The sequence below is a fragment of the Streptomyces sp. NPDC042002 genome (assembly GCF_055588305.1).
This window is the reverse complement of the sequence record NZ_JBVJCT010000009.1, coordinates 131,158-144,907: the sequence shown is the minus strand read 5'-3', so window position 1 is coordinate 144,907 and position 13,750 is coordinate 131,158. Positions and strand designations below refer to the sequence as shown.

Sequence of the window (13,750 nt, the reverse complement as noted above, 5' to 3'; positions counted from 1 at the left end):
TTCTGTCTTCTCTCTCCCCCCCCCCCCCCCCCCCCCCCCCCCCCCCCCGCCCCCCCCTCCCCCCCCCCCCCCCCCCCCCCCCCCCCCCCCCCCCCCCCCCCCCACGTTTCTGCAGAGCTGTCCTAAGGGATTCAGCCCTCGTCGTGGGCGACCGCGCGGCGCGCGTCCGCGTCCAGGACGCCCCAGCTGATCAGCTGCTCGGTCAGGACCGAGGGGGACTGGTCGTAGATCACGGCGAGGGTGCGCAGGTCGTCCTGGCGGATCGACAGCACCTTGCCGTTGTAGTCGCCGCGCTGGGACTGGATCGTCGCCGCGTAGCGCTGCAGCGGGCCCGCCTTCTCGGCCGGCACGTGCGCCAGCCGCTCAAGGTCGAGGACCAGCTTCGGCGGCGGCTCGGCGGCCCCGCCCGGCGTGGTCCCGGGCAGCAGCTCCTGGACCGGAACCCCGTAGAAGTCCGCCAGTTCGGCGAGGCGCTGTACGGTGACGGCGCGGTCGCCGCGCTCGTACGAACCGACCACGACCGCCTTCCAGCGTCCCTGGGACTTCTCCTCGACGCCATGGAGGGAAAGGCCCTGCTGGGTGCGGATGGCGCGGAGCTTGGCCCCGAGCTGTTTGGCGTATTCGCTGGACATATAGCTCCCCGGACGCTGTATCAACGTGCGGCTCCGCCGCGCGGCTGGTGACTCACTGTGAGGTTACGCAGCGTTACTCTCCCCCGTCAAGCCGAAGGATTTTCGACCGGCCCCCGCACGGGTGTCGCCGGAGGTGGCTCAAAGGGATGTGATCAGGTGCGTTGCCGGGCTGGTAGCGTTGATGGCGCAATTCCGACGTCCTTTAATGATCCGTCCCGTGAGGCGGAGAAGGAGGTCCGTTTCCTATGGACACTCAGCACGACAGGCAGCAGTACGAAGCCGATGCGCGGCCCGTTCTGGAGGCTCCCGACATCGAACGGGTGCTGACGCGCATCGCCCACGAGATCGTCGAACGCGCCAAGGGCGCCGACGACGTGGTGCTCCTCGGCATTCCGACCCGGGGTGTGTTCCTCGCCCGCAGGCTGGCCGAGAAGCTCCAGGAGATCACCGGCCGCAAGATCCCGGTCGGCTCCCTGGACATCACCATGTACCGCGACGACCTGCGCATGCATCCGCCGCGTGCGCTGGCCCGCACCGAGATCCCCGGTGACGGCATCGACGGCCGCCTCGTCGTCCTCGTCGACGACGTGCTCTTCTCCGGCCGCACCATCCGGGCCGCGCTCGACGCGCTGAACGACATCGGCCGCCCGCGCGCCGTGCAGCTCGCCGTCCTGGTCGACCGGGGCCACCGCGAACTGCCCATCCGCGCCGACTACGTCGGCAAGAACCTCCCCACGTCGTTGCGGGAGACGGTCAAGGTCCAGCTCGCCGAGGAGGACGGTCGCGACACCGTGCTGCTCGGTGCCAAGCGGACCTCCCCGGGCGAGCCCCAGTAGCACTCCGGTCCCCGCCACCGAGTGCGCTCCCGCGCGCCCGCATGCCCGAATCCTCCCTGAACTTCCTTACGGAGCCTGACAGATGCAGCGTCATCTCATCTCGGCCGCCGACCTCACCCGCGACGACGCCGTCCTGATCCTCGACACCGCCGAGGAGATGGCCCGGGTCGCCGACCGGCCGATCAAGAAGCTGCCGACCCTGCGCGGCCGCACCGTCGTCAACCTCTTCTTCGAGGACTCGACCCGGACCCGGATCTCCTTCGAGGCCGCCGAGAAGCGCCTCTCCGCGGACGTCATCAACTTCACCGCCAAGGGGTCGAGCGTCTCCAAGGGCGAGTCCCTCAAGGACACCGCCCAGACCCTGGAGGCCATGGGGGTCGACGCCGTCGTCATCCGGCACGGCGCCTCCGGAGCCCCGTACCGGCTCGCCACCTCCGGCTGGATCGACGCCGTCGTCATCAACGCGGGCGACGGCACCCACCAGCACCCCACGCAGGCCCTGCTCGACGCCTTCACCATGCGCCGCCGCCTCGTCGGCCGGGACGCCGGGATCGGCCAGGACCTGGCCGGCAAACGCATCACGATCGTCGGCGACGTCCTGCACAGCCGCGTCGCCCGCTCCAACGTCGACCTGCTGCACACCCTCGGCGCCGAGGTCACCCTCGTCGCGCCGCCCACCCTGGTGCCGGTCGGCGTGGAGGCCTGGCCCTGCGAGATCTCGTACGACCTCGACAGCACCCTCTCCAAGTCCGACGCCGTGATGATGCTGCGCGTGCAGCGCGAGCGGATGAACGCGGCGTTCTTCCCGACCGAGCGCGAGTACTCGCGTCGCTACGGGCTCGACGGCGAGCGCATGGCGAAAATGCCGGAACACGCCATCGTCATGCACCCCGGTCCGATGGTCCGCGGCATGGAGATCACCGCCGAGGTCGCCGACTCCGAGCGCTGCACCGTCGTCGAGCAGGTCGCCAACGGTGTCTCCATCCGGATGGCCGTCCTGTACCTGCTCCTGGGCGGCAACGAGCCCGCCGTCACCCACACCCGTACCGAGGAGAAGTAACACATGAGCAAGATCCTGATCCGTGGTGCGAGGGTGCTCGGCGGCGAGCCGCAGGACGTCCTGATCGACGGCGAGACCGTCGCCGAGGTCGGTACCGGACTGTCCGGCGAAGGCGCGGAGGTCGTCGAGGCCGACGGCAAGGTGCTGCTGCCGGGCCTCGTCGACCTGCACACCCATCTGCGCGAGCCCGGCCGCGAGGACTCCGAGACCGTGCTGACCGGCACGCGCGCGGCGGCGAGCGGCGGTTTCACGGCCGTGTTCGCCATGGCCAACACCTTCCCGGTCGCCGACACGGCCGGCGTGGTCGAGCAGGTCTACCGGCTCGGCCAGGAGCACGGCTACTGCGACGTGCAGCCGATCGGCGCCGTCACCGTCGGCCTTGAGGGCAAGAAGCTCGCCGAACTGGGCGCGATGCACGAGTCCGCGGCCGGTGTCACGGTCTTCTCCGACGACGGCAAGTGCGTCGACGACGCGGTGATCATGCGCCGCGCGCTGGAGTACGTGAAGGCCTTCGGCGGCGTCGTCGCCCAGCACGCCCAGGAGCCCCGCCTCACCGAGGGCGCCCAGATGAACGAGGGCGTCGTCTCCGCCGAGCTCGGACTCGGCGGCTGGCCCGCGGTGGCCGAGGAATCGATCATCGCCCGCGACGTCCTGCTCGCCGAGCACGTCGGCTCCCGCGTCCACATCTGCCACCTGTCGACCGCCGGGTCCGTCGAGATCGTCCGCTGGGCCAAGTCCCGCGGCATCGACGTCACCGCCGAGGTCACCCCGCACCACCTGCTCCTCACCGACGAACTGGTGCGTTCGTACAACCCGGTCTACAAGGTCAACCCGCCGCTGCGCACCGAGCGGGACGTCATGGCGCTGCGCGAGGCGCTCGCCGACGGCACGATCGACATCGTCGCGACCGACCACGCGCCGCACCCGCACGAGGACAAGGACTGCGAGTGGGCCGCCGCCGCCATGGGCATGGTCGGCCTGGAGACCGCGCTGTCCGTCGTCCAGCAGACGATGGTCGAGACCGGACTGCTCGACTGGGCCGGTGTCGCCGACCGGATGTCCGTCAAGCCCGCCGCGATCGGCCGGGCCGCGGGCCACGGACGTCCCGTCTCGGCAGGCGAGCCCGCCAACCTCACGCTGGTCGACACGGCATACCGTGGGGCGGTGGACCCCGCTGGCTTCGCCTCGCGCAGCCGCAACACCCCCTACGAGGGTCGTGAGCTGCCGGGCAGGGTCACCCACACCTGGCTGCGGGGCAAGGCCACCCTCGTCGACGGGAAGCTCGCGTGACACCTCTCATCTCCCTGGCCGCCGCCGGACAGAAGTCGGCGGAAGTGACCGACTGGTCCGCCCGGATCGGCTGGCTCGTCGGCCTCGCCCTGTTCGTCGCGCTCGTCTACTGGCTGATGCGCGAGGGCTGGAAGTGGCGCGGCACCCTCCAGGGCGACCTGCCCGAGCTGCCCACCGCGCCGGAAGACCCCGGGCCGGTGAGACTGGGCATGAGCGGCCGCTACCACGGCTCCACCACCGCCGGGCAGTGGCTCGACCGCATCGTGGCGCACGGCCTGGGCACCCGCAGCCGGGCCGAGCTCACCCTGACGGACGCGGGACTGGACGTCGTACGCCCCGGAGCGGACGACTTCTTCATCCCGGCCTCTCAACTGCGCGAGGCCCGGCTCGACAAGGGCATCGCGGGCAAGGTCCTCACCGAGGGCGGACTCCTCGTCGTCACCTGGGCGCACGGCGACAGGCTCCTCGACTCCGGTTTCCGCTCGGACCGCGCGGCCGAGCACAACGAATGGGCCGACACCCTGAACGACATGATCAACAAGACGGAAACGGAAGGCGCACGATGACGACCTCCACTCAGGGGAACGCCTCGCAGAGGGAAAAGGCGCTTCCCGCCGTACTCGTCCTGGAGGACGGCCGGGTCTTCCGCGGCCGCGCCTACGGGGCCGTGGGGGTGACCTTCGGCGAAGCGGTGTTCTCCACCGGCATGACCGGCTACCAGGAGACCCTCACCGACCCGTCGTACCACCGCCAGGTCGTCGTGATGACCGCCCCGCACGTCGGCAACACCGGCGTCAACGACGAGGACCCCGAGTCGAAGCGGATCTGGGTCGCCGGATACGTCGTCCGCGACCCCGCGCGCGTGCCCTCCAACTGGCGCTCGCGGCGCTCCCTGGACGAGGAACTGCGCACCCAGGGCGTCGTCGGCATCAGCGGTATCGACACCCGCGCCCTCACCCGGCATCTGCGCGAGCGCGGCGCCATGCGCGTCGGCATCTTCTCCGGCAACGCGCTGCCCGACGCGGGCACCATGCTCGCCGAGGTGCGCCAGGCGCCCGAGATGAAGGGCGCGAACCTCGCCGCCGAGGTCGCCACCAAGGAGACGTACGTCGTCCCCGCCATCGGCACGAAGAAGTTCACCGTCGCCGCCGTCGACCTGGGCATCAAGGGCATGACCCCGCACCGGATGGCCGAACGCGGCATCGAGGTGCACGTGCTGCCCGCGACGGCCACCGCCGAGGACATCTACGCCGTGAACCCCGACGGCGTCTTCTTCTCCAACGGCCCCGGCGACCCGGCGACCGCCGACGGTCCCGTCGCCGTCATGCGGGAAGTCCTCGCCCGGAAGACCCCGCTCTTCGGCATCTGCTTCGGCAACCAGATCCTCGGCCGGGCCCTCGGCTTCGGCACGTACAAGCTGAAGTACGGCCACCGCGGCATCAACCAGCCGGTGCAGGACCGTACGACCGGCAAGGTCGAGGTCACCGCGCACAACCACGGCTTCGCCGTCGACGCCCCGCTCGACGAGGTCTCCCAGACCCCCTACGGCCGCGCCGAGGTCTCCCACGTCTGCCTCAACGACAACGTGGTGGAGGGCCTCCACCTGCTCGACCAGCCGGCCTTCAGCGTCCAGTACCACCCCGAAGCGGCAGCGGGCCCGCACGACGCCGCCTACCTGTTCGACCGCTTCACGTCTTTGATGGAAACAGTCCTGATGGAGGGCCAGCGTGCCTAAGCGCACCGATATCCAGTCCGTCCTGGTCATCGGCTCCGGCCCGATCGTCATCGGCCAGGCCGCCGAGTTCGACTACTCCGGCACCCAGGCGTGCCGCGTCCTGCGCGCCGAGGGCCTGCGGGTCATCCTCGTCAACTCCAACCCGGCGACGATCATGACCGACCCGGAGATCGCCGACGCCACCTACGTCGAGCCGATCACCCCCGAGTTCGTCGAGAAGATCATCGCCAAGGAGCGCCCGGACGTCCTGCTGCCGACCCTCGGCGGCCAGACGGCCCTCAACACCGCGATCTCCATGCACGAGCAGGGTGTGCTGGAGAAGTACGGCGTCGAGCTGATCGGTGCCAACATCGAGGCGATCAACAAGGGCGAGGACCGCGACCTCTTCAAGGGCGTCGTCGAGGCCGTGCGCGAGAAGATCGGCCACGGCGAATCCGCCCTGTCCGTCATCTGCCACACCATGGACGACGTCATCAACGGCGTCGAGACGCTCGGCGGCTACCCCGTCGTCGTCCGCCCCTCCTTCACCATGGGCGGCGCCGGCTCCGGCTTCGCCCACGACGAGGAGGAGCTGCGCCGCATCGCAGGCCAGGGCCTCACGCTCTCCCCGACCACCGAGGTGCTCCTGGAGGAGTCCATCCTCGGCTGGAAGGAGTACGAGCTGGAGCTGATGCGCGACAAGAACGACAACGTCGTGGTCGTCTGCTCCATCGAGAACTTCGACCCCATGGGCGTCCACACCGGCGACTCCATCACCGTCGCCCCGGCCATGACGCTGACCGACCGCGAGTACCAGCGGCTGCGCGACATCGGCATCGCGATCATCCGCGAGGTCGGCGTGGACACCGGCGGCTGCAACATCCAGTTCGCGGTCAACCCCGTCGACGGCCGCATCATCGTCATCGAGATGAACCCGCGCGTCTCCCGGTCCTCGGCGCTCGCCTCCAAGGCGACCGGCTTCCCGATCGCCAAGATCGCGGCCAAGCTCGCCGTCGGCTACACGCTCGACGAGATCCCGAACGACATCACCGAGAAGACCCCGGCGTCCTTCGAGCCGACCCTCGACTACGTCGTCGTGAAGGCCCCGCGCTTCGCCTTCGAGAAGTTCCCGTCCGCCGACTCCACCCTGACGACCACCATGAAGTCGGTCGGCGAGGCCATGGCCATCGGCCGCAACTTCACCGAGGCGCTGCAGAAGGCGCTGCGCTCGCTGGAGAAGAAGGGCAGCCAGTTCACCTTCGTGGGTGAGCCCGGCGACAAGGACGAGCTGCTGCGCGAGGCCGTCCGGCCCACCGACGGCCGCATCAACACCGTCATGCAGGCCATCCGCGCGGGCGCCACCCAGGAGGAGGTCTTCGAGTCCACGAAGATCGACCCGTGGTTCGTCGACCAGCTGTTCCTGATCAAGGAGATCGCGGACGACCTGGCCGCCGCCGCCAAGCTCGACCCCGAGCTGCTCGCCGAGGCCAAGCGGCACGGCTTCTCCGACGCCCAGATCGCCGAGATCCGCGGGCTGCGCGAGGACGTCGTCCGCGAGGTGCGGCACGCGCTGGGCGTGCGCCCGGTCTACAAGACGGTCGACACCTGCGCCGCCGAGTTCGCGGCGAAGACGCCGTACTTCTACTCCTCCTACGACGAGGAGACCGAGGTCGCGCCGCGCGAGAAGCCCGCGGTGATCATCCTCGGCTCCGGCCCGAACCGCATCGGCCAGGGCATCGAGTTCGACTACTCCTGCGTCCACGCCTCCTTCGCGCTCAGCGACGCGGGCTACGAGACCGTGATGGTCAACTGCAACCCCGAGACCGTCTCCACGGACTACGACACCTCCGACCGCCTGTACTTCGAGCCGCTGACGCTGGAGGACGTGCTGGAGATCGTGCACGCGGAGTCGCTCGCCGGTCCCATCGCCGGTGTGATCGTGCAGCTCGGCGGCCAGACCCCGCTCGGCCTGGCGCAGGCGCTCAAGGACAACGGCGTGCCGGTCGTCGGCACCCCGCCCGAGGCGATCCACGCCGCCGAGGACCGCGGCGCCTTCGGGCGCGTCCTCGCGGAGGCGGGCCTGCCGGCCCCCAAGCACGGCACCGCCACCACCTTCACCGAGGCCAAGGCCATCGCCGACGAGATCGGCTACCCCGTCCTCGTCCGGCCCTCGTACGTCCTCGGCGGGCGCGGCATGGAGATCGTGTACGACGAGACGCGGCTGTCCTCGTACATCGCCGAGTCGACCGAGATCAGCCCCTCCCGGCCGGTCCTGGTCGACCGGTTCCTCGACGACGCGATCGAGATCGACGTCGACGCGCTGTACGACGGCGAGGAGCTCTACCTCGGCGGCGTCATGGAGCACATCGAGGAGGCGGGCATCCACTCCGGCGACTCGGCGTGCGCGCTCCCGCCGATCACCCTCGGCGGATTCGACATCAAGCGGCTGCGCGCCTCGACGGAGGCCATCGCCAAGGGCGTCGGTGTCCGCGGTCTGATCAACATCCAGTTCGCGATGGCTGGCGACATCCTCTACGTCCTCGAAGCCAACCCGCGCGCCTCGCGCACCGTCCCCTTCACCTCGAAGGCGACCGCGGTGCCGCTCGCGAAGGCCGCCGCCCGTATCTCGCTGGGCGCGACCGTCGCCGAGCTGCGCGCCGAGGGCCTGCTTCCGGCGAACGGCGACGGCGGCACCCTGCCGCTCGACGCGCCGATCTCCGTCAAGGAGGCCGTCATGCCGTGGTCGCGCTTCCGCGACATCCACGGACGCGGTGTCGACACGGTGCTCGGCCCGGAGATGCGCTCCACCGGCGAGGTCATGGGCATCGACTCGGTGTTCGGGACGGCGTACGCCAAGTCGCAGGCGGGCGCGTACGGCCCGCTGCCCACCAAGGGCCGCGCCTTCATCTCGGTCGCCAACCGCGACAAGCGCTCGATGATCTTCCCGGCGCGCGAACTCGTCGCCCACGGCTTCGAGCTCATGGCCACCTCCGGCACGGCCGAGGTCCTCAAGCGCAACGGCATCCACGCCACGGTCGTGCGCAAGCAGAGCGAGGGCGAGGGCCCGAACGGCGAGAAGACGATCGTCCAGCTCATCCACGACGGCGAGGTCGACCTCATCGTCAACACGCCGTACGGCACCGGCGGCCGTCTCGACGGCTACGAGATCCGCACGGCGGCCGTGGCCCGCTCTGTCCCGTGCCTGACGACGGTGCAGGCGCTCGCCGCCGCCGTCCAGGGCATCGACGCGCTCAACCACGGTGACGTGGGCGTGCGCTCGCTCCAGGAACACGCCGAGCATCTGACCGCCGCGCGCGACTAGCCGCCCAGAGGGGGACACCGGAAACGGTGTCCCCCTCCGCATGAGCCCCCCTTGCCCCTTCAAGAGGCGCCCCTCACCGGGCTCTTTCGAGGACATGATCATGTACAAGCTCTTCTTCCAGCTGGTCTTCCAGCGGATGGACCCGGAGCAGGCCCACCACCTGGCCTTCCGCTGGATCCGCCTCGTCGCCCGCGTCCCCGTCCTGCGCACCTTCGTCGCCGCCGTGCTCGCGCCCCGCTACAAGGAGCTGCGCACCGAGGCGCTGGGGCTGCGCATGCACGGCCCCTTCGGACTCGCGGCGGGCTTCGACAAGAACGCCGTGGCCATCGACGGGATGTCGATGCTGGGCTTCGACCACATCGAGATCGGCACGGTCACCGGGGAGCCGCAGCCCGGCAACCCCAAGAAGCGGCTGTTCCGCCTCGTGCCGGACCGCGCGCTGATCAACCGCATGGGATTCAACAACGAGGGCTCCGCGGCCGTCTCCGAGCGCCTGGCGGCCCGTACGCCCGTCTTCAGGACCGTCGTGGGCGTCAACATCGGCAAGACCAAGGTCGTCCCCGAGGCGGAGGCCGTCGGCGACTACGTGAAGTCGGCCGAGCGGCTCGCCCGGCACGCCGACTACCTCGTCGTGAACGTGTCGTCCCCGAACACCCCCGGTCTGCGCGCCCTCCAGGCCACCGAGGCGCTGCGCCCGCTGCTCAGCGCCGTCCGCGAGGCCGCCGACCGCGCCGTCACGGACCGGCGCGTCCCGCTCCTGGTCAAGATCGCGCCCGACCTCGCCGACGAGGACGTCGACGAGGTCGCCGATCTCGCCGTCGAACTCGGCCTGGACGGGATCATCGCCACGAACACGACCATCGCGCGCGAGGGGCTCGGTCTGACGTCCGACCCCTCTGTCGTGAAGGAGACCGGCGGTCTCTCCGGCGCGCCGCTCAAGGCGCGCTCCCTGGAGGTGCTGCGCCGCCTCTACGCGCGCGTGGGCGACCGCATCACCCTGGTGGGCGTAGGCGGCGTCGAGAACGCCGAGGACGCCTGGGAGCGCATCCTGGCCGGCGCCACCCTGGTCCAGGGCTACAGCGCCTTCGTCTACGAGGGTCCCTTCTGGGGCCGCGCCATCCACAAGGGGCTCGCCGCCCGCCTGCGGTCGAGCCCGTACGCCACCCTCGCCGACGCGGTCGGCGCCGACGTGAGGAAGTCCGTATGAGCCTGGAACCCTTCGGCGCGCGCCTTCGCCGCGCCATGGACGAGCGCGGTCCGCTGTGCGTGGGCATCGACCCGCACGCGTCCCTGCTCGCCGACTGGGGGCTCGGGGACGACATCGCGGGTCTGGAGCGTTTCAGCCGCACGGTCGTCGAGGCGCTCGCCGAGCGGGTCGCCGTCCTGAAGCCGCAGAGCGCGTTCTTCGAGCGCTTCGGGTCGCGCGGGATCGCCGTCCTGGAGAAGTCGGTCGAACAGGCGCGGGCGGCCGGGGCGCTGGTCGTGATGGACGCCAAGCGCGGCGACATCGGCTCGACCATGGCCGCGTACGCCGAGACCTTCCTGCGCAAGGACGCGCCGCTCTTCTCGGACGCGCTGACGGTGTCGCCCTACCTGGGCTACGGCTCGCTGAAACCCGCGGTGGAGCTGGCGCGCGAGAGCGGGGCCGGGCTCTTCGTCCTCGCGCTCACCTCCAACCCGGAGGGCGGCGAGGTGCAGCACGCCGTCCGCGCGGACGGACGCACCGTCGGGGCGACGATGCTCGGGCACCTGGCCGCCGAGAACGCGGACGAGAGGCCCCTCGGCTCCTTCGGAGCGGTCGTCGGCGCCACGCTGGGCGATCTCTCCTCGTACGACCTGGACATCAACGGCCCCCTCCTCGCACCCGGCATCGGCGCCCAGGGAGCGGCCGCGGCCGACCTGGCGGGCGTCTTCGGGTCCGCCGTGCGCAATGTCGTCCCGAACGTGAGCCGGGGTGTCCTTCGTCACGGTCCCGACGTCATGGCCCTGCGCGAGTCGGCGGAGGGGTTCGCGGAGGAGATCAGGGCGGCCGTGGCGGCCGCCTGAGACCTCCGACAGCCGTTCGAGAGTCCTCCGGCGAGTGCCTTCCGAGCGCCCCGAGTCTGAATACATTCTCAAATCCGGGGAGGTATGTCGGAAATGTCGGGCCCCAGGGAGGCTGACCAGGACTTTTCCTCTGTTCTCGCTGACTCCGGCGCACTTGCCCGCTAGTCTCCGTCGAGTGGGGCACCTCCCATGGCCTCAAAGGCGATGGGGGGAGATCGGGCAAGCGTGTTGCCCGTTGCCCCCAGGTGTGGGGCGACTAGGTTCCTCACCGGTCCGTATCCGACAGTTCGACATCCGAGGTGACGTAGGCGTGGCTCTTCCGCCCCTTACCCCTGAACAGCGCGCAGCCGCGCTCGAAAAGGCCGCCGCGGCTCGCCGGGAGCGGGCCGAGGTCAAGAATCGACTCAAGCACTCCGGCGCCTCGCTTCACGAGGTCATCAAGCAGGGCCAGGAGAACGACGTCGTCGGCAAGATGAAGGTCTCCGCTCTCCTGGAGTCCCTGCCGGGCGTGGGCAAGGTCCGCGCCAAGCAGATCATGGAGCGACTCGGGATCTCCGAGAGTCGCCGTGTGCGCGGTCTCGGCTCGAATCAGATCGCCTCTTTGGAGCGCGAGTTCGGTGGTTCCGGCGCCTGAGTCCTGGACACCCCGGGATTGCTGGAATAATCGCTGCATGAGTGAACGTCCGCGGCTGACCGTGCTCTCCGGCCCCTCAGGGGTCGGCAAGAGCACGGTCGTCGCTCATATGCGCAAGGAACACCCCGAGGTATGGCTCTCGGTGTCGGCGACGACCCGCAAGCCGCGCCCCGGTGAGAAGCACGGTGTCCACTACTTCTTCGTCTCCGACGACGAGATGGACAAGCTGATCGCCAACGGCGAGCTTCTGGAGTGGGCCGAATTCGCCGGCAACCGCTACGGCACTCCGCGCGCCGCCGTCCTGGAGCACCTGGAGTCGGGTGCGCCGCTGCTCCTGGAGATCGACCTCCAGGGCGCCCGGCAGGTCCGCGAGTCCATGGGGGACGCGCTGCTGGTGTTCCTGGCCCCGCCCTCCTGGGAGGAGCTGGTGCGCAGGCTCACCGGGCGGGGGACCGAACAGCCCGAGGTGATCGAGCGCCGCCTGGACGCGGCGAAGATCGAACTGGCGGCCGAGCCGGAGTTCGATATCACCCTGGTCAACACCTCCGTCGAGGACGTGGCGCGCGAGCTGCTAGCCTTGGTGGAAGTTGTTTGATCTTTTAGGTCAATTTCCACCTTTCGGAAGGCAGAGCGTGTCCTCTTCCATCACTGCTCCCGAGGGCATCATCAACCCTCCGATCGACGAGCTTCTCGAGGCCACCGACTCGAAGTACAGCCTGGTGATCTACGCGGCCAAGCGCGCCCGCCAGATCAACGCGTACTACTCGCAGCTCGGCGAGGGCCTCCTCGAGTACGTCGGTCCGCTCGTCGACACCCACGTCCACGAGAAGCCGCTGTCTATCGCCCTGCGCGAGATCAACGCGGGTCTGCTGACCTCCGAGGCCGTCGAAGGCCCCGCTCAGTAGTCGTTCATTTGCTCATCCCAGGCCCGGCGGCGCGACCGCCGGGCCTGTGGTGTGTCATGGAGTCGTAAGTTTCCGAGCCCGGGGAGAGACGGTGGACAAGCCGAAGGTCGTTCTGGGGGTCAGCGGTGGCATCGCCGCGTACAAGGCCTGTGAACTGCTGCGACGACTGACGGAGTCGGGCCACGACGTGCGCGTCGTGCCCACCGCGTCCGCGCTGCACTTCGTCGGCGCCGCCACCTGGTCGGCGCTCTCGGGCCATCCCGTCTCCACCGAGGTCTGGTCGGACGTCCACGAGGTCCCGCACGTCCGCATCGGACAGCACGCCGACCTCGTGGTGGTCGCCCCGGCGACCGCCGACCTGCTCGCCAAGGCCGCCCACGGACTGGCCGACGACCTCCTCACCAACACCCTGCTCACCGCCCGCTGCCCGGTCGTCTTCGCGCCCGCCATGCACACCGAGATGTGGGAGCACCCGGCGACCCAGGAGAACGTGGCGACCCTGCGGCGGCGCGGTGCCGTGGTCGTCGAACCCGCCGTGGGGCGCCTGACCGGCGTCGACACCGGCAAGGGGCGGCTGCCCGACCCGGGGGAGATCTTCGAGGTCTGCCGCCGCGTGCTCGCCCGCGGGGTCACCGAGCCGGATCTCGACGGCCGCCATGTCGTCGTCAGCGCGGGCGGCACCCGTGAGCCCCTCGACCCCGTCCGCTTCCTCGGCAACCGCTCCTCCGGCAAGCAGGGGTACGCGCTCGCCCGCACCGCCGCCGCGCGCGGCGCCCGGGTCACACTGATCGCGGCGAACACGGGCCTCGCGGACCCGGCCGGGGTCGACGTGGTCCAGGTCGGCACCGCCGTGCAGATGCGGGAGGCCGTGCTGAAGGCGGCCCCGGACGCCGACGCGGTGGTGATGGCGGCCGCGGTGGCTGACTTCCGGCCCCAGGCGTACGCGGCCGGGAAGATCAAGAAGAAGGACGGCCAGGAGCCGGAGCCGATCGTCCTGGTCCGCAATCCGGACATCCTCGCGGAGATCTCATCGGACCGGGCCCGCCCCGGCCAGGTGGTGGTCGGATTCGCCGCCGAGACGGACGACGTCCTCGCCAACGGACGGACGAAACTGGAGCGCAAGGGCTGCGATCTCCTGGTGGTGAACGAGGTGGGGGAGCGCAAGACCTTCGGCTCCGAGGAGAACGAGGCGGTGGTGCTCGGGGCCGACGGCAGTGAGACCCCGGTGCCCCACGGACCCAAGGAAGCACTGGCCGAGACCGTGTGGGACCTGGTGACACGCCGACTGGTGTGAAAGCTCACCCATCACAC

The 13,750-nt window shown here is 70.2% G+C and carries 13 protein-coding genes; 12 read left to right on the top strand and 1 reads right to left on the bottom strand.

Features of this window, described 5'->3' with window-relative positions; translation table 11 throughout:
- Positions 1-131 precede the first annotated feature (131 nt).
- Complete coding sequence (gene bldD, locus ACZ6KY_RS16505) at positions 132-632, bottom strand: transcriptional regulator BldD (protein ID WP_037621142.1); 501 nt, start codon at positions 630-632, stop codon at positions 132-134.
- 245 nt (positions 633-877) lie between these two features.
- Here bldD and pyrR point away from each other — a divergent pair, with 245 nt between their 5' ends.
- The 12 genes from pyrR to coaBC all read left to right on the top strand — a co-directional run bounded on the left by pyrR (position 878) and on the right by coaBC (position 13,733).
- A complete protein-coding gene (pyrR, locus tag ACZ6KY_RS16500; RefSeq protein WP_469310987.1) occupies positions 878-1,468 on the top strand; it encodes a bifunctional pyr operon transcriptional regulator/uracil phosphoribosyltransferase PyrR in 591 nt (196 codons plus the stop codon).
- An 82-nt stretch (positions 1,469-1,550) separates the two neighbouring features.
- On the top strand, positions 1,551-2,528 hold the full coding sequence (locus ACZ6KY_RS16495) for an aspartate carbamoyltransferase catalytic subunit (RefSeq protein WP_469310986.1): 978 nt from the start codon (positions 1,551-1,553) through the stop codon (positions 2,526-2,528).
- 3 nt (positions 2,529-2,531) lie between these two features.
- Complete coding sequence (locus ACZ6KY_RS16490; protein ID WP_469310985.1) at positions 2,532-3,818, top strand: dihydroorotase; 1,287 nt, start codon at positions 2,532-2,534, stop codon at positions 3,816-3,818.
- Positions 3,815-4,384, top strand: coding sequence for a PH-like domain-containing protein (locus ACZ6KY_RS16485; protein ID WP_469310984.1), 570 nt, complete (start codon positions 3,815-3,817; stop codon positions 4,382-4,384). Before ACZ6KY_RS16490 ends, ACZ6KY_RS16485 begins: the two co-directional genes overlap by 4 nt.
- Complete coding sequence (gene carA / locus ACZ6KY_RS16480; protein WP_469310983.1) at positions 4,381-5,553, top strand: glutamine-hydrolyzing carbamoyl-phosphate synthase small subunit; 1,173 nt, start codon at positions 4,381-4,383, stop codon at positions 5,551-5,553. Before ACZ6KY_RS16485 ends, carA begins: the two co-directional genes overlap by 4 nt.
- Positions 5,546-8,854 carry a carbamoyl-phosphate synthase large subunit gene (gene carB / locus ACZ6KY_RS16475; RefSeq protein WP_469310982.1) on the top strand — a complete coding sequence of 1,103 codons (3,309 nt, stop codon included), beginning with the start codon at positions 5,546-5,548 and terminating at the stop codon, positions 8,852-8,854. The genes carA and carB overlap by 8 nt, the downstream gene beginning before the upstream one ends.
- Positions 8,855-8,954: 100 nt before the next feature.
- The gene (locus tag ACZ6KY_RS16470; protein WP_469310981.1) at positions 8,955-10,061 is read left to right on the top strand and encodes a quinone-dependent dihydroorotate dehydrogenase; all 1,107 of its coding nucleotides are present in this window, start codon (positions 8,955-8,957) and stop codon (positions 10,059-10,061) included.
- The gene (gene pyrF, locus ACZ6KY_RS16465; RefSeq protein WP_469310980.1) at positions 10,058-10,900 is read left to right on the top strand and encodes an orotidine-5'-phosphate decarboxylase; all 843 of its coding nucleotides are present in this window, start codon (positions 10,058-10,060) and stop codon (positions 10,898-10,900) included. The genes ACZ6KY_RS16470 and pyrF overlap by 4 nt, the downstream gene beginning before the upstream one ends.
- A gap of 310 nt (positions 10,901-11,210) precedes the next feature.
- Positions 11,211-11,534, top strand: a complete 324-nt coding sequence (locus tag ACZ6KY_RS16460) for an integration host factor (protein ID WP_081223334.1) — start codon at positions 11,211-11,213, stop codon at positions 11,532-11,534.
- A 37-nt stretch (positions 11,535-11,571) separates the two neighbouring features.
- Entirely contained in the window at positions 11,572-12,129 is a 558-nt protein-coding gene (gene gmk, locus ACZ6KY_RS16455) for a guanylate kinase (RefSeq protein ID WP_469310979.1), read from the top strand.
- Positions 12,130-12,166: 37 nt separating this feature from the next.
- Positions 12,167-12,439, top strand: a complete 273-nt coding sequence (gene rpoZ / locus ACZ6KY_RS16450) for a DNA-directed RNA polymerase subunit omega (protein ID WP_003982715.1) — start codon at positions 12,167-12,169, stop codon at positions 12,437-12,439.
- A gap of 91 nt (positions 12,440-12,530) precedes the next feature.
- Positions 12,531-13,733 carry a bifunctional phosphopantothenoylcysteine decarboxylase/phosphopantothenate--cysteine ligase CoaBC gene (gene coaBC / locus ACZ6KY_RS16445; protein ID WP_469310978.1) on the top strand — a complete coding sequence of 401 codons (1,203 nt, stop codon included), beginning with the start codon at positions 12,531-12,533 and terminating at the stop codon, positions 13,731-13,733.
- Positions 13,734-13,750 lie beyond the last annotated feature (17 nt).

Coding starts and splice junctions, on each gene's coding strand:
- bldD (WP_037621142.1), bottom strand. CDS start 632: ATGTCCAGCGAATACGCCAAACAGCTCGGGGCCAAGCTCCGCGCCATC.
- pyrR (WP_469310987.1), top strand. CDS start 878: ATGGACACTCAGCACGACAGGCAGCAGTACGAAGCCGATGCGCGGCCC.
- ACZ6KY_RS16495 (WP_469310986.1), top strand. CDS start 1,551: ATGCAGCGTCATCTCATCTCGGCCGCCGACCTCACCCGCGACGACGCC.
- ACZ6KY_RS16490 (WP_469310985.1), top strand. CDS start 2,532: ATGAGCAAGATCCTGATCCGTGGTGCGAGGGTGCTCGGCGGCGAGCCG.
- carA (WP_469310983.1), top strand. CDS start 4,381: ATGACGACCTCCACTCAGGGGAACGCCTCGCAGAGGGAAAAGGCGCTT.
- ACZ6KY_RS16470 (WP_469310981.1), top strand. CDS start 8,955: ATGTACAAGCTCTTCTTCCAGCTGGTCTTCCAGCGGATGGACCCGGAG.
- pyrF (WP_469310980.1), top strand. CDS start 10,058: ATGAGCCTGGAACCCTTCGGCGCGCGCCTTCGCCGCGCCATGGACGAG.
- gmk (WP_469310979.1), top strand. CDS start 11,572: ATGAGTGAACGTCCGCGGCTGACCGTGCTCTCCGGCCCCTCAGGGGTC.